Annotated in this window: 13 protein-coding genes; 10 read left to right on the top strand and 3 right to left on the bottom strand. The window is 71.6% G+C overall.

The genetic code is table 11. From position 1 onward, the window contains the following. Positions 1-38 precede the first annotated feature (38 nt). From EDM04_RS01845 to EDM04_RS01855, 3 genes are all read left to right on the top strand, one after another. The gene (locus EDM04_RS01845) at positions 39-1,265 is read left to right on the top strand and encodes an MFS transporter (RefSeq protein ID WP_123619470.1); all 1,227 of its coding nucleotides are present in this window, start codon (positions 39-41) and stop codon (positions 1,263-1,265) included. A gap of 76 nt (positions 1,266-1,341) precedes the next feature. Beyond that, positions 1,342-2,031, top strand: coding sequence for a 2,5-diamino-6-(ribosylamino)-4(3H)-pyrimidinone 5'-phosphate reductase (locus tag EDM04_RS01850; protein WP_123619471.1), 690 nt, complete (start codon positions 1,342-1,344; stop codon positions 2,029-2,031). A 237-nt stretch (positions 2,032-2,268) separates the two neighbouring features. Next, entirely contained in the window at positions 2,269-3,192 is a 924-nt protein-coding gene (locus tag EDM04_RS01855; RefSeq protein WP_123619472.1) for a coiled-coil protein, read from the top strand. Between the two features lie 195 nt (positions 3,193-3,387). Here EDM04_RS01855 and EDM04_RS01860 read toward each other — a convergent pair whose 3' ends face one another. Continuing rightward, positions 3,388-4,893, bottom strand: a complete 1,506-nt coding sequence (locus EDM04_RS01860; protein ID WP_123619473.1) for a uracil-xanthine permease family protein — start codon at positions 4,891-4,893, stop codon at positions 3,388-3,390. A 166-nt stretch (positions 4,894-5,059) separates the two neighbouring features. Here EDM04_RS01860 and sppA point away from each other — a divergent pair, with 166 nt between their 5' ends. The 3 genes from sppA to EDM04_RS01875 all read left to right on the top strand — a co-directional run bounded on the left by sppA (position 5,060) and on the right by EDM04_RS01875 (position 8,100). Beyond that, a complete protein-coding gene (sppA, locus tag EDM04_RS01865; protein ID WP_123619474.1) occupies positions 5,060-5,995 on the top strand; it encodes a signal peptide peptidase SppA in 936 nt (311 codons plus the stop codon). Positions 5,996-6,082: 87 nt separating this feature from the next. Continuing rightward, a complete protein-coding gene (locus tag EDM04_RS01870; RefSeq protein WP_123619475.1) occupies positions 6,083-7,210 on the top strand; it encodes a DUF373 family protein in 1,128 nt (375 codons plus the stop codon). 65 nt (positions 7,211-7,275) lie between these two features. Next, positions 7,276-8,100 carry a shikimate dehydrogenase gene (locus EDM04_RS01875; protein WP_123619476.1) on the top strand — a complete coding sequence of 275 codons (825 nt, stop codon included), beginning with the start codon at positions 7,276-7,278 and terminating at the stop codon, positions 8,098-8,100. A gap of 51 nt (positions 8,101-8,151) precedes the next feature. On the opposite strand, the gene EDM04_RS01880 is transcribed toward EDM04_RS01875, so the two are convergent. Beyond that, entirely contained in the window at positions 8,152-8,610 is a 459-nt protein-coding gene (locus EDM04_RS01880) for a transporter (protein WP_123619477.1), read from the bottom strand. 210 nt (positions 8,611-8,820) lie between these two features. On the opposite strand from EDM04_RS01880, the gene EDM04_RS01885 reads away from it, so the two are divergent. The 4 genes from EDM04_RS01885 to EDM04_RS01900 all read left to right on the top strand — a co-directional run bounded on the left by EDM04_RS01885 (position 8,821) and on the right by EDM04_RS01900 (position 12,950). Beyond that, the gene (locus tag EDM04_RS01885; protein WP_123619478.1) at positions 8,821-9,606 is read left to right on the top strand and encodes a helix-hairpin-helix domain-containing protein; all 786 of its coding nucleotides are present in this window, start codon (positions 8,821-8,823) and stop codon (positions 9,604-9,606) included. A gap of 71 nt (positions 9,607-9,677) precedes the next feature. Continuing rightward, positions 9,678-11,387: an anthranilate synthase component I family protein gene (locus tag EDM04_RS01890; protein ID WP_123619479.1), complete on the top strand. Its 1,710-nt coding sequence runs from the start codon at positions 9,678-9,680 to the stop codon at positions 11,385-11,387. Then, positions 11,384-12,040, top strand: a complete 657-nt coding sequence (locus EDM04_RS01895; RefSeq protein ID WP_123619480.1) for an aminodeoxychorismate/anthranilate synthase component II — start codon at positions 11,384-11,386, stop codon at positions 12,038-12,040. Before EDM04_RS01890 ends, EDM04_RS01895 begins: the two co-directional genes overlap by 4 nt. Beyond that, the gene (locus tag EDM04_RS01900; RefSeq protein WP_123619481.1) at positions 12,033-12,950 is read left to right on the top strand and encodes an aminotransferase class IV; all 918 of its coding nucleotides are present in this window, start codon (positions 12,033-12,035) and stop codon (positions 12,948-12,950) included. The genes EDM04_RS01895 and EDM04_RS01900 overlap by 8 nt, the downstream gene beginning before the upstream one ends. 490 nt (positions 12,951-13,440) lie before the next feature. Here EDM04_RS01900 and kdgK1 read toward each other — a convergent pair whose 3' ends face one another. After that, a complete protein-coding gene (gene kdgK1, locus EDM04_RS01905; protein WP_206424404.1) occupies positions 13,441-14,406 on the bottom strand; it encodes a bifunctional 2-dehydro-3-deoxygluconokinase/2-dehydro-3-deoxygalactonokinase in 966 nt (321 codons plus the stop codon). Between the last annotated feature and the right edge of the window lie 204 nt (positions 14,407-14,610).

A 14,610-nucleotide genomic window follows, 5' to 3' on the forward strand; every position in this document is an offset into this window, starting at 1 on the left:
CCGTCCGTTTATACGCGTCACCGCGGAACTCACGGGCGATGAACCTCGGCCGGGTCCGTGAGTACGACGTGCTCGTTCTCACGGCCCTGATCTGGTTCCTCGGGAAGTTCGTCCGGTACGCGTTCCCTCCGCTGTTCGAGCCCCTGCAGGCGAGCTACGGGGTGAGTAATTCGGCGGTCGGCGCGGCGTTCTCGGGTTTCATGGCCGTTTACGCCCTCCTGCAGTTCCCGAGCGGAGCGGTCGCCGACCGCGTCGGCGCGGTCCGGGTGATCGCGGCGGGCGCGGCCGTGGCGGGCGTCGGCGCCCTCTCACTTATCGTCGACACCCCCTTCGCGGTGCTCGCGGGGGTGATGCTCGTGATCGGCGCTGGGACGGGCGCGCACAAGACGGTCGCGGTGCGGCTGCTCTCGCGGGTGTACCCGGTCCGGACCGGGCGCGCGCTCGGCGCTCACGACACCTTCGGCGCGCTCGGGGGAGTGGCCGCGCCCGCGGCGGTCACGCTCTTCGTCGCCGCGCCGCCCGCGCTCGCCGCAGTCCTCTCGCGGCTCCCGGGAGCGACCTGGCGGGGCCTGTTCGTCGGCACGGGCCTCGTCGCGCTCGCGCTGGCGGCGGTCTTCTCCCTCCGCGTTCCGGGTCGGCTCCCGACCGACGCCGACCGCGGCCCGGAGCGGACCGAGCCGGATCCGGGCGCGCGGGACTACCTCGCGCTGTTCGAGGACCGGCGGCTCGCGGGGTTCGCGCTCGCGACGATCGCCTTCTCGTTCGCGTACAACGGGACCGTCGCCTTCCTCCCCCTGTACCTCTCGGAGGCGGGCGGGCTGTCGTCTACCACCGCGAACCTGCTGTACTCCGCGCTGTTCGCGGTCACCTTCGTTCAGCTCGTCTCCGGCGACCTCTCGGACCGGCTCGGCCGGTTCCCGGTGATGGTCGCGGCGCTCGGGCTCGCGGCGGCGGCCCTCGTCGGCGTCGTCGCCCTCGCGGAGGCGGGGCCGGTCGTCCTCGGCGCCCTCGTCGTCGCGTTCGGGCTCGGGACCCACGGGTTCCGTCCCGTCCGCGGGGCGTACCTGATCGAGTCCCTTCCGGACCGGCTCGCCGGCGGGGGGCTCGGCGCGGTTCGCACCCTGCTGATGGCGGCCGGCGCGCTCGCCCCCGCGACCGTGGGCGCCGTCGCCGACGCCTCGGGGTTCCGGCCCGCGTTCGGGCTGCTCGCCGGGGCGCTCGCGCTCGCGGCGGGCGTGGCGACGTGGCTGTGGGTCACCGAGTAGCGGGGCGGGCCGAGTTGCGGCGGACGGACCCGACGGCGACCGAAACGACCATTCCCCGTCCGCGCGACCCTCGCGTATGCACGTCGTCGTCAACGCGGCCCAGAGCGTCGACGGGAAGCTCGCGACGCGGCGCCGGGAACAGCTCCGGATCTCGGGGGCGGAGGACTTCGACCGCGTCGACCGCGTCAGGGCGGCCGCGGACGCGGTGTTGGTCGGGGTCGGGACCGTCCTCGCGGACGACCCGCACCTCACGCTCGACGAGGAGGACCGCCGCGTCGAGCGCCTCCGGAACGGGCGCCCCGGCAACCCCGCCCGCGTCGTCGTCGACTCGACCGGGCGGACGCCGACCGACGCCCGGATCCTCGACGACGCGGCGACGACCTACCTGCTCGTCTCCCCGGCGACGCCCGACGACCGCCGCGAGGCCCTCCAGGCCGCCGGCGCCGAGGTCGTGGTCGTCGACAGCGAGGACGGGGACGACGACGGGGGCCACGTCGACGTCGCGGCGGGGCTCGACGCGCTGGCGGAGCGCGGGATCGACCGGCTGATGGTCGAGGGGGGCGGCGAGGTCATCTACTCGTGTTTCGACGCCGGGATCGTCGACGAGCTCCACGTCTACGTGGGATCGATGGTGATCGGCGGTCGGGACGCGCCGACGCTCGCCGACGGCGATGGGCTCACCGAGTCGTTCCCGCGGCTCGATCTGGTCGGCACCGAGCGGCTCGACGACGGGATCGTGCTCTCCTACGAGGTCGAGACGGGCTGATCCGTAGCGATCAGTGTGTGATCGATAATCACGGATCCGGGAGTATACGGCCCGTGCTACCGGGTTACACCCGAATCACCGAAGTCTTTATATGTCGGCCGGTGGTAGGATCCGGTACCAGAACGCCTCCGGCGCTGGTGGGATCGCACGCTGAAATGAACGGGAGCTCTTGTGAACGGCTCGACGCACGACGGCGAGCGCTCGCCATCCCCGGAGCGGTGATGGAGAGATAAAAAAATGGTAACGAAAGAAGAAGTCATCGAACAGTACGAGATCGAGGCGATGGACGAGGCGGACAACGTGGACCTTTCTGAGGACGACCTCGACAACGGGTCGAAGGGTCAGCTCATCAAACGCGCCGGGCAGCTGCGAGACCGACGCAACGAGCTGAACCAGATGGCCTCCGAGCGCGCCTCCAAGCGCGACGACCTCAACGCGAAGACGCGCGAGAAGGTCGACGAGGCCCAGGAACACCGCGAGAAGCGCGACGAGCTCAACGAGCAGGTCCAGGAGCACAAGGACAAGCGCAACGAGCTCAACGCCGAGGCCAACGAGCTGTTCGACGAGGTCGAGGAGCTCAAATCGGACATGGAGCTCGGCTCCGGCAAGTCCATCGAGGAGCTCAAAGAGGAGATCGAGGACCTGGAGTTCCGTCAGCAGACGGAGGTCCTCGACGCCGAGGACGAGCGCGAGCTCATCGAGAAGATCGACGAGAAGCGCGAGAAGCTCGCCGAGAAGAAGGAGAAGGTCGACGACACCAGCGAGCTCGACGACCTCGTCGAGGAGGCCGAGGAGGTCCGATCCGAGGCGTCCCAGCACCACCAGAAGGTGACGGAGCTCGCCGACAAGGCCCAGGAGCACCACAACCAGATGATCGAGGCCTACCGCGAGGCCGACGACATCCGTGACGAGGCCGACGAGATGCACGAGCTGTTCGTCGAGGCCCAGGAGGCCGCCGACCAGCACCACGAGGACTTCGTGCGCGTCCAGAAGCGCCTGCGCGAGCTCGACAAGGAAGAGGAGGAGGAGCGCAAGGACGAGCGCGCCGAGAAGCGCGAGGAGGAGAAGGAGGAGGCCGAGGAGATCTACCAGAAGTTCAAGGAGGGCGAGACGCTCGACACCGAGGACCTGATGAAGCTCCAGAAGACCGGCCTGCTGTAGTTCGGTCCGATCGACGTTTCTGCGGTTCTTTCGCGAGAGATCCAGCCGTCGGCTTCGCGATCGCGCGGGGGCGGTCGAAGCGAGTCCGCGGGGTCGCCTCGGCGTCCCGGAGCCGCCGCCCGAGTTCGTCGCGACCGGCCGGCGATCCACCGAGTGGGTCCGCTTCGGCGATCTCGGCCCCTGCGGACCGGTCCCTCACCCGAAGAACCGCTCGTAAGCGGAATCGAAGTCGGCGTCCGCTTCGGTCGCGTCCTCCCACGCGGTGAGCCCGCGTTCCGTGGCCGTCCCGTCGATGGAGTTGTCGAGGAAGAACGCGACGAGCCCCCCGACGGCCATTCCCGTCGATCCGATGACGTAGACGGTGTTCGCGACGACGTCGGGACCCAGGAGGGGTCCGACGAGGAAGCTGTCGGCCAGCCCCTGTTGAAGGGCGCTCGCGCTTCCGACGCTCCGCATGTACTCCGGGACGGCCAGCCCGGAGAACAGCGAGATGCCGATGATGAAGACGTTTCGCGACGAGTCGAGGTCGACGTATTTGAGATTCGAGAGGCCGACGCCGATGATCTGGCCGAACATCGCGACGTAGAGGCCGCCGATGATCGGACCGGGGATCGTGGCGACGAGCTGGCCGAAGTAGCCGACGAAGCCGACGAGGATCATGAGCGCGGCGCCGAGCTGGACGACGTAGCGCGAGGCCACGCCGGTGAGGCCGATGGCGCCGATGTTCTCGGAGTAGGAGGTCGATCCGCCGGTACCCATCACCCCCGAGAAGACGTTCATGAGTCCCTCCATGCCGATGCCGTGGCTCATGCGCTCGCTGCTGGGCGCCCCCATCCCGGAGAGGCGGGCGACGGCGTGGTAATCGCCGATGGACTCGACGATCGAGGCGGCGACGCCGGCGAGCATCCCGATGGCGAACGCCGGCGTCACGCTCGGGACGCCCCACTGGAGCGGATAGATGGGATAGACCGGGTCGGCCGCGGCGACGCTCGCCAGGTCGACGTAGCCGGGGGCGCCCGGTCCGAAGACCCCGAGCACCGAGAGGGCCGCGGCGATCACCCACGCGACGACGATGCCGAGCAGGACCGGGAACAGTCGGAAGATCGCGTGCGCGTCTCCGAGGTACTGCGAGAACCAAACGATGGCGACCAGCGTCACACCGAGGAGCCACCAGTTCTGATCGGCCGTCGCGATGTCGGGGGAGTTGAACAGCGACAGGCCGATGAGCGCGATGACAGGTGCGATGACGACCGGTGAGAGGTATCTTCGCAGCCGACCGACGAGTCCCAGATAGCCGATCGAGACCTCGGCGAGCGCGGCGACGATGATCGCGCCTTGAAGCTGTAGGAGCGCCGCCCGCCAGGCGACGATACCCTCCGGCGGATTCGCCGTGACGACGCCGATGACCGCCAGCGCGGGCGCGAGCATCGAGAACGGCGCTCCCTGCACGATCGGATATCGGTTTCCGAACGTCGTCTGCGCGAGGGTCGCGATTCCCGACACGACGAAGAACGTGCCGACGAAGCGGGGAATGACCGCGTCGGGCATTCCCATCGCGCCGGCGAGGAGGAGGGGGACGGCGATGTTCGCGCCCACCATCGTGAGGTAGTGCTGGGCGCCGAGCAGGAGCGACTTCCCGAGCGGGGGTTTATCATTGATACCGTACTCGACGAACGCGTTTTCATCCTCGCTCTCTGCCATCCTTGTGACCCCGTCAGTACAAGGCTACAAAAATTCCGCTATGGAGCGCGGAGGGCCACCGTCCGCGACGCGCTGACGGCGTCGCGAAAGCGGGCCTGCGACGGCGCCTGCGACAGGGTGCGCGCCGCGACAGCACTTATAAACGGCCACACGCGTAATCGGAGGCATGGAAGGTAACCCTCGCTCGAACGGGAAGAATCTCCTCGCGGCCGCCGTACTCGGCGCGACGGCGACGATGGCTGGCAAGCGGCTCGCCGCCAGGCTCACCCGCGGCCGGTTCGGGGACACGGACGAGTACAACGCGGCGAAGGTGACGGTCTCGGGGCCGATTACCCGCGACACCGGCCGTCCCTCCCCGCTCAGGGGACCGGGCGGGACGACCGCCGACGACGTGGTCGAGCAGATCGAGGCGGCCGACGAGGACGAGGACGTGGAGGCGCTCGTCGTCGAGCTCAACACTCCCGGCGGCGAGGTGCTCCCGAGCGACGACATCCGGCGCGCGGCGGCGGAGTTCGACGGCCCCACGCTGGCGTACGCCACCGACACCTGCGCGTCGGGCGGCTACTGGATCGCGAGCGGCTGCGACGAGCTGTGGGCGCGCGACGCGAGCCTCGTCGGCTCGATCGGCGTCGTCGGCTCCCGGCCGAACGCGGCCGGGCTCGCCGACAAGCTCGGCATCTCCTACGAGCAGTTCACCGCCGGCGAGTACAAGGACGCGGGCGTTCCCCTCCGAGAGATCGAGGAGGACGAACGCGAGTACCTCCAGGGGATCATCGACGGCTACTACGAGCAGTTCGTCGAGACGGTCAGCGAGGGCCGGGACATGGACCCGGAGGCGATCCGGGAGACCGAGGCGCGGGTCTATCTCGGCAGCGACGCCGCGGAGATCGGGCTCGTCGACGAGCTCGGCACCGAAGACGACGTGAAGGACCGGCTCGAAGCGCTGATCGACGCCGAGCCGGAAATCCGCGATTTCAAGCCCGAGCGCGGGATCGCGGAGCGGCTCGGCATCGGCGCGGAGCGCGTCGCGTTCGCGGCCGGGAACGGCGTCGCGAGCATGTTCGCGAGCGAGGGCGGCGAGGTCGACGTCGAGCTTCGGTAGGCCGTCGCGGTCGGCGGTCCCCGTCCGGGGCGCGCCGATCCCCCGGCGACGGGGAGCTTTTTATCCGGGCGGATCGAGAGTCGGAACGTGACGACGCTGGTCATCTGCATCGACCGCTCGGGGGCGATCGGGCGGGCCACCAACGTCCCGATGCCGGTCGCCGGCTGGGAGGCGGTCCGCTCGCTCGTCACGGACGCCGGGCTGAGCGACCCGGAGGACGCCAGCGTCAACTGCCTGCTCGAGTCGCTGCGGGTCGCCCGCGACCTCCGCGACGAGCGCGAGGAGGCGGTCGTCGCGGTCGTGTCGGCCGAGAGCGACAGCGCGGTCGGCGCCGACCGCTCGATCGCCGCCCAGCTGGACGACCTCGTGGACCGGTACGACCCCCGGGCCGCGATCGTGGTCGTCGACTCCGCGGAAGACGAGCAGGTGCTCCCGATCGTCGAGTCGCGGATTCCGGTCGACTCCGTCGACCGCGTGGTGGTCCGGCAGGCCCGCGACATCGAGTCGACCTACTACCTGCTGAAGCAGTTCCTCGCCGACGAGCAGCTCCGGTCGACGATCCTCGTCCCGTTCGGCGTTTCGCTGCTTTTGTTGCCCGCGCTGTTCTACTGGTTCTCTCCCGCGGAGGCGGTCGCGGGCGTCGCCGGGCTGCTCGGCGCCGCACTCTTATACAAGGGACTCGCGATCGACCGATTCGTCGCGGGGATGCCGGAGCGGGTCCGCGAGGCGCTGTACGCCGGGCAGGTGTCGATCGTGACCTACGTCGTCGCCGGGGGGCTCGCGCTGGTCGGCGGCTTCTTCGGGGTGCTCTCCGCGTCGGAGCTGGGCGAGACCCCGGCGCTCGTGGGAGCTGTCGAGTTCGTCTACGCCGCGGTCCCGTGGTTCGCGGTCGCGGGCGTGACCGCGGCGGTCGGGCGGCTGCTCGACGAGCTGATCCGCGACGAGGGGATCCGGACGCCGTACCTCAACCTCCCCTTCGTCATCGCCGCGGTCGCCCTCGTCGTCCGCGGGTTCGCCGGCTACTTCCTCGCGCAGGAGGCGATCATCGACCCGTTCGAGCTGGGCGGCGTCGCCGTCGGCCCGGTCCAGCAGCTCGCGGCGTTCATCGTCGGCGGCATCGTGGTCTCGCTCGTCGGCGTCAAGCTCGCGAGCGACGTGGGCACGGAGACGCTGGAAGACGTGATCGACGCGGACCGGGAGACGGACGGGAAGTGAGGGCAGGACGGTCCGTTCCCGAACCGACCGCACCCCTTTTGTCGGTCGCGGTCAGGTGACTCGCCATGCAGGTTTACGGACTGATCGGGAACCCGGTCGGGCACTCGCTGTCGCCGCCGATGCACGAGGCCGGCTACGGGTCGCTCGGCATCGACGCGCGCTACGTGACGTTCGAGCCGGCCCCCGACGACGCCGCCGAAGCGATCGAAGGGGCCGGCGCGCTCGGAGTCGCCGGGCTCAACGTCACGGTCCCTTTTAAACAGGACGCGCTGGAGGCGGTCGACCCCGCGCCCCTCGCCGAGCGGATCGGCGCGGTCAACACGGTCGACTTCGCTCCCGTTCGGGAGGGCGACGCCGATCGGCCTCGGGGACACAACACCGACGCCGCGGGCGTGAAACGCGCGTTTTCCCATCACGATGTCGAGATCGACGGCCGCGACGCGGTCGTCGTCGGGGCGGGCGGCGCGGGGCGGGCGGCCGCGTTCGCGCTGGCCGACGCGGGCGCGGCGGTCCACGTCGCGAACCGCACAGCGGAGCGCGCGGTCGAACTCGCCGAGGCGGTCCCCGGCGCGACCGGCGCGGGGCTCGACGACCTCGGCGACCGCGTCGCCGCCGCGGACGTGCTGGTCAACGCGACCAGCGTGGGGATGGACGACCCCGACGCGACGCCCGTTCCGGCGGAGCACCTCCACGGCGACCTCGCCGTGCTCGACGCGGTGTACGCGCCGATCGAGACGCGGCTCCTGCGGGAGGCGGCCGACGCGGGCGCGACGACGGTCGACGGGGCGTGGATGCTGCTGTTCCAGGGCGTCGAGGCGTTCGAGATCTGGACCGGCGCCGACGCGCCGGTGGAGGCGATGAACGCGGCGCTGCGGGCGGAGCTGGAGTAGGCGGCGAAAAGGGGCGAGAACGGGCGAGAAACGTCCGGAGCCGCGAGCGCCTCAGAACAGGGTCGGACTCGCGAGCAGACCGGCCGCGACGACGAGCGCAACGGAGAGCCCGGCGGCGCCGTAGAAGAAGGGCTTCGCGTCGCGGGCCGGCTCCCGGAGCTTCCCGGCGTCGACGCCGTCGAGGATCTTCCCGCTGCCGACCTCGACGAGGCCGGTGATCAGGAACCACAGGGCGATCATCGCCAGCACGAGGTATCCCCGTGCGCTGCCGGTGAGCGACTCGAACGTGTAGAGCGTGCCCGCCATGTGGCCGCCGGTGGCGACGAACGCGAGCGCGGCGATCCGGCTGATCCACCGGAGGCGGCCGACGATCGAGCCGAGGGCGCCGCCGTCGATCTCGCCGCGGAGCGCCGGCGGAAGCACCGCCAGCGCGACGAACAGTACGCCGCCGGTCCACAGCACCGCGAAGGCGACGTGGACCGACCACATGACCGGGTTGAGAGCGTCCATACTTCCTGTACGCGCCGGTGATCCTTATAAACCGGCGGGACGCGATCGAGGGGAACCGGCGGGGCGCGGTCGGGCAAAACTGATGGGATGGATCCGAGGAGGACGGCGGGGTGCGGTCGGCGGGTGCGAGCGACTATCGGCGTCGGCGAGGGGGGCGAGACGCTCCGTCGGCGACGGCTTTTAAATATCCGACGTTCGTACCTGCCGACGATGGCCCTACTGCAGAAGCTCAAAGAGAAGCTCGGGTTCGGGAGCGGTCGCGCCGAACGCGAGGAGACGGACCCGGAAGTGACCGTCGAGCACGAACCAGAGGCGGAATCGGACGCGGAATCGACGGACGGCGCCGACGACGTGTCGCCGGACGAGGGATCGAACGACGACGAACCGGCCGCCGCGGAGACGGAGGCGGCCGCCTCGACCGAGACGCTGGTCGACGAGGAGGAGGCCGCCGACGAGCCCGCCGAGGCGGCCGAGCCGGCGGAGGCCGTGGGGAAGGCCCACGAGGCGATGGCGGACGACGGCGATGACGTCGTCGAGCCGGGCACGGGGGTCGAGTCCGCCGAAGGCGTCGAGTCCGCCGAAGGCGTCGAGTCCGCCGCGAGCGAGGAGTCGGACGACGACGAGGCGGCCGCCGCGGACACGGAGGCGGCGGCCTCGACCGAGACGCTGGTCGACGAGGAGGGCGCCGCCGAGGACCCGGCCGAGGCGGCCGAGCCGGCGGAGGCCGCGGGAGTCGCCGACGAGGAGATCGAGGTCGACGCGGACGAAGACGCCGACGAGACGGGCGGAGGCGACGAGACGGGCGGAGGCGACGAGACGGGCGCCGACGTCGAGGAGCTGAAGGGGATCGGACCGGCCTACGCGGACCGGCTCGCCGAGATCGGGATCGACACCGTCGCGGACCTCGCCGACGCCGACGCCGAAGCGGTCGCCGAGGGCGCGAGCGTCGGCGAGAAGCGGGCGACGAGGTGGATCGACCGCGCCGAGGAGTTCTGACGCCGCCGACCCCGACCGACTCCGAGATCGCCGACCGCAACTGTTTCGTCGGCCCCGCCGAACCGGGAGGCATGCAGCGATCGGTACACACCGACCGAGACCGGTTCCGCGAGGTCGCCGCCGCGGCGCCCGCCGGAGCCCGGGTCCCGGTCGAGCGCCGCGTCGCCGTCGACGACCCCTTCGCGGCCTACCGCCGCGCCCGCGACGGGCCGGGCGGGTTCTTCTACGAGACCACCGGCGGCCAGTCCGGCTGGGGCTACTTCGGCGTCGACCCGGTCGAGCGGCTCACCGTTTCCGGGGACGCGGCGATCGCGTCGTCGAAATCGGACTCGACCGGCGACTACCGACGCCCGAGCCCGACGCTCGCGGCGCTGGAGGGGCTGATCGACGGCGAGGCCCTCGCGCGCGGCGACTGCGACGTTCCCTATCCCTGCGGCGCGTTCGGCTGGCTCTCGTACGACGCCGCCCGCGAGCTGGAGTCGTTCCCGGAGCCGGCGCCGGCGGGTCCCGGCGCGGTCGACGACCGGGGGCTCCCGCGGCTCCGGGTCGGCGTCTTCGAGCGGGTGGCGGCGTGGGAGTGCCCGGTGTCCGCGGACGGTGGCGACTCGACCGACGACACCGCCCTCACCCTCCGCGTGACCGCCTGCCCGCGCGTTCCCGAGGGGCTCGACGACCCGGACGGCGACAGCGAGGCGCTCGACGCGCTGTTCGACGAGGGGGCGTCGCGTGCGGCCGACCTGATCGACCGGATCGAGTCGGGCGACCCCGCGGTCGGGCCGGCCCCCGACCCGGACGCGTCGACGGCGACCTTCGAGAGCGACGCGGGGCGCGAGGGGTACGCCGAGGCGGTCCGCCGGGTGAAGGAGTACGTCCGCGACGGCGACACCTTTCAGGCGAACGTCTCCCAGCGGCTGCGCGCCCCGGCCGCGGTCCACCCCGTCGAGGCGTACGACGCGCTCCGGCGGGTGAACCCGGCGCCGTACTCCGGGCTGATCGAGTTCTCGCGGGGAGATGGGGGAGTGGGGGACGCCGCGGGCGGAGACGACGACCGCGACGCGGCCCCCCCCGGCGTCGACCTCGTGAGCGCGAGCCCAGAGCTCCTCTTAGAGCGGATTCCGGCCGGAGACGGGGACGGGGCCGCCGACGACCGCGACGAAGACGACGCCGGCGACCGCCTCGTCACGGAGCCCATCGCCGGGACCCGGCCGCGCGGGGAGACCCCCGAGGCGGACGCGGAGATGGAGGCGGAGCTGACCGGCGACGCGAAGGAGCGCGCGGAACACGCCATGCTCGTCGACTTGGAGCGCAACGACCTCGGGAAGGTCTCCCGGTTCGGCACCGTCGACGTGGCGGAGTACCGCCGCGTCGACCGATACAGCGAGGTGATGCACCTCGTGAGCCTGATCGAGGGGGAGGCGCGGCCGGGCGTGGGGCTCGCGGACGCGATCGCGGCGTGTTTCCCCGGCGGGACCATCACGGGCGCGCCCAAGCCGCGGACGATGGAGATAATCGACGAGCTGGAGGCGACGCGGCGCGGCCCCTACACCGGCTCGATGCTCGCGGCCGGCTTCGACGGGCGGGCGACGCTCAACATCGTCATCCGAACGCTGGTGCGCCGGGCGGCCGAGTACCACCTCCGCGTCGGCGCGGGGATCGTCCACGACTCCGAGCCGGACGCGGAGTACGAGGAGACGCTCGCGAAGGCCCGCGCGCTCGTGACCGCGGTCGACGAGGCGCTCGCCGCGGGCGGGATGGCGGTCGAGGAGGGGGACGAGCGATGACGGGGGGCGAGACGGTGCGCGAGGTCGGCGAGGGGCGCGCCACCGACGGCTGGCGCCCCGGCGCGGGCGACTCGGACGCGCGAGTCCTCGTCGTCGACAACTACGACTCGTTCGCGTACAACCTCGTCCAGTACGTCGGCGAGGTCGCCGGCGCGGTCGCGGTGCGGCGCAACGACGCGGTCGATCTGGCCGGGATCCGCGCCCTCGACCCGGACGGCGTCGTCGTCTCTCCGGGGCCGGGCACCCCCGCGGAGGCGGGCGTCTCGATCGACGCGTTCGAACTGGACCGCCCCGTGTTCGGCGTCTGTCTCGGCCATCAGGCGCTGTGCGCGAGCGCCGGGAGCAGGGTCGGCCACGCGCCCGACGTCGTCCACGGGAAGCCGTCGACGATCACGCACGACGGCGCGGGCGTGTTCGCGGGACTCCCCGACCGATTGCGGGTCGGGCGGTACCACTCGCTGTGCGTCGAGCGCGCGGACCTCCCCGACGAGCTGATCGAGACCGCGCAGACGGACGAGGAGCGCGAGGTCGTGATGGGCGTGCGCCACCGGGAGAAACCGCACATCGGCGTGCAGTTCCACCCCGAGAGCATCCTGACGCCGCGGGGGAAGGCGTTGGTGACGAACTTCGTGGAGGTGTGCGAGGATGGGTGACGATTCTCGAGAGGAGCTCCGCTACCACGTCGACGGTGAGATCGTGCCCGCCTCGGCGGCGACCGTCTCCGTCGAGGACCGCGGGTTCGCCTACGGCGACGCCGCCTTCGAGACGCTGCGCGCGTACGGCGGCGAGGTGTTCCGGTGGGGCGACCACGCCGCGCGGCTCGCGGACACCTGCGAGACGCTCGGGCTCGATCACGGCCTCGCGGACGCGGACCTGAAAGCCCGGATCGACGAGACGCTCGCCGCGAACGACCTGGCTGACGCGTACGTGAAGTGCTCTATCACCCGCGGGGTCCAGCCCGGCACGCTCGACCCGCGGCCCGAGGTCGACCCCACCGTCGTCGTGATCGCGAAGCCGCTCCCCCGCGGCGGCGTCGACTCCGAGCCCGTCTACGACGGCCCCGCCGCGCTCCAGACGACGAAGACCCGAAAGCCCTCCCCGCGGGCGCTCCCGGCCGACGCGAAGACGCACAACTACCTCAACGGCATCCTCGCGCGGCTGGAGCTGCGCGTGACCGGCGCCGACGAGGCGCTGATGCTCGATCAGGAGGGCAACGTCGCCGAGGGGGCGACCTCGAACCTCTTTTTCGTCGACGGCACCGCCCTCAAGACGCCCTCGCTCGACGGGCCGATCCTCCCCGGCGTGACGCGTCGCGCCGTGATCGAGATCGCCGAGGCGGAGGAGATCCCGGTCGAGGAGGGGACGTACGCCCCGGACGCGGTGCGCGAGGCCGACGAGGTGTTTCTGACTAACTCGACGTGGGAGATCCGCCCCGTCGAGACGGTGGACGGGCTGGACGTGAGCGGGGACGGCGAGGGGGCCGAGGGGCCGCTGACCGCGTTGCTCTCGCGGGTGTTCGATCGACGCGTGGAAGAGGGGTACTACGACGGCGAGCGGTTATAAGCGGATTATGAATGTGGGTTCGGAGCGGGACATGAGCGTCCAAAGGCCTACGTATCGGTACTACGTGGGTCGGCCATGTCCCTGAAGCGCCGAGCCGTCCTCCTCGGCGGTGCGACAGCGGTCGGGGTCGGAGCGGCCGGCGAATCGGGGAGAGTTCTGGCGAGTGTTCGTTTATAAGCGGCCGTCGCTATCGACGGATCGGCGGTGAACACCGCCAAAGCCCCAGTCGGTGAGGCGGGCGCACGCTCGTTGCGCGCTTCAGTCGCTCACTTCGTTCGCTCCCTCCAGTGCTTACGTCCCCTGCGCCCGCCCCACCGACTGCCCCTTTGAGTCCCACCCACTCGCAACCGCAACCGCACCTCACACCTCCCCAGCCTCGTCGGTGGTCCTCCGCTTCGCTCCGGACCACCGACTCCCTCGCGCGGTGCCGTTCGCGGGCCGAAGGCCCGCTCACGGGCACGCGCCACCGCAGTTCGATTTATAAAGAGCGCTACCGGTCGATCCCGCCCGCGCCGTCGACGACGCTCTCGACGTCGCCGGGCGTGATCACCGCGAGGTCGCCGTCGACGGTGCGCTTCAGGGCGGCGGCCGCGGCGGCCCACTCCAGCGCGTCGCCGACCTCGCCCCCGTCGATCCGCTTCGCGAGGTAACCGGCGACGAACGCGTCGCCGGTGCCGATCGCGTCGTAGGTGTCCGCCTCGAAGACGCCCTGCTCGTACACCTCGCCGTTCCGGAGCGCGACCGCGCCCTCCGTGCCCCGCGTGACGACCACCGTCTCGACGTCGAACGCGGACGCGAGCCCGTGGGCGATCTCGACCGCGTCGCCCTCGCGGTCCAGCACCTCGCGGGCGTCTCGCCGGGGGACGAACAGGGTGTCGACGTGCTCGAAGAGCTCCTCGTAGGCGGCGCGGGCGGTCTCGGGGTCCCAGAGCTTCGCCCGGTAGTTGAGGTCGAACGAGCGCGTCGCGCCGGCCTCGCCCGCGGCGCGGAGCAGGGCCGTCGTCGTCTCCGCGGCCCGGTCGGAGAGCGCCGGCGTGATCCCGGTCGTGTGGAAGCGCTCGGCCGACTCCAGCGCCCCGGTCGGCAGCTCCGCGGGTGTGACCGTCGTGATCGCGGCCTCGGCGCGGTCGTAGATCACGTTCGTCCCGCGCGGCTCCCCGCCGTGTTCGAGGTAGTACGTACCCAGTCGGCTCGTCTCGGGGTCGGCCCACGACACGCCCGTCCGGACGCCGTGGCTCCGGAGCTCGCCGATGACCCGACGTCCGAGCGGCGACTCCGGGAGCTTCGAGAGCCAGACCGCGTCGGCCCCGAGTCGGGCGGCGCCGACGGCGACGTTGCTCTCCGCCCCGCCCGCCTGCACGTCCAGGTCCTCGGTGGTCTCCAAGCGCTCGCCGCGGGGCGGCGAGAGCCGGAGCATCGTCTCGCCGAACGTCACCAGGTCCGTCACGCCGACCACCCCGTCGGGGCGGTGGGCGCGGTCGGTCCCGCCGCCGCGGTGGCTGCGGTTCCCGCGGTCGCTGCGGTCGCTGCGGTCGCCGCGATCGCTTCGGTGTGCATACCGAAGCGTCGGCGAGGGAGTACAAAAGGACCCGCGATCGGCGGCGGGGCGGTCGGGAGTCGGTGTGGCGGTCCCGGCTGTGAACCGCCGACGCCAGCGCCC

It is taken from the genome of Halorubrum sp. CSM-61 (assembly GCF_003781945.1).
In the GTDB taxonomy this organism is placed as follows: domain Archaea; phylum Halobacteriota; class Halobacteria; order Halobacteriales; family Haloferacaceae; genus Halorubrum.

Bases quoted from the DNA above. Each gene is read 5' to 3' on its own strand.
- EDM04_RS01890 (WP_123619479.1), top strand. From the start codon at position 9,678: ATGCAGCGATCGGTACACACCGACCGAGACCGGTTCCGCGAGGTCGCC.
- EDM04_RS01875 (WP_123619476.1), top strand. From the start codon at position 7,276: ATGCAGGTTTACGGACTGATCGGGAACCCGGTCGGGCACTCGCTGTCG.
- EDM04_RS01885 (WP_123619478.1), top strand. From the start codon at position 8,821: ATGGCCCTACTGCAGAAGCTCAAAGAGAAGCTCGGGTTCGGGAGCGGT.
- EDM04_RS01900 (WP_123619481.1), top strand. From the start codon at position 12,033: ATGGGTGACGATTCTCGAGAGGAGCTCCGCTACCACGTCGACGGTGAG.
- EDM04_RS01880 (WP_123619477.1), bottom strand. From the start codon at position 8,610: ATGGACGCTCTCAACCCGGTCATGTGGTCGGTCCACGTCGCCTTCGCG.
- EDM04_RS01895 (WP_123619480.1), top strand. From the start codon at position 11,384: ATGACGGGGGGCGAGACGGTGCGCGAGGTCGGCGAGGGGCGCGCCACC.
- sppA (WP_123619474.1), top strand. From the start codon at position 5,060: ATGGAAGGTAACCCTCGCTCGAACGGGAAGAATCTCCTCGCGGCCGCC.
- EDM04_RS01850 (WP_123619471.1), top strand. From the start codon at position 1,342: ATGCACGTCGTCGTCAACGCGGCCCAGAGCGTCGACGGGAAGCTCGCG.
- EDM04_RS01845 (WP_123619470.1), top strand. From the start codon at position 39: ATGAACCTCGGCCGGGTCCGTGAGTACGACGTGCTCGTTCTCACGGCC.
- EDM04_RS01860 (WP_123619473.1), bottom strand. From the start codon at position 4,893: ATGGCAGAGAGCGAGGATGAAAACGCGTTCGTCGAGTACGGTATCAAT.
- EDM04_RS01855 (WP_123619472.1), top strand. From the start codon at position 2,269: ATGGTAACGAAAGAAGAAGTCATCGAACAGTACGAGATCGAGGCGATG.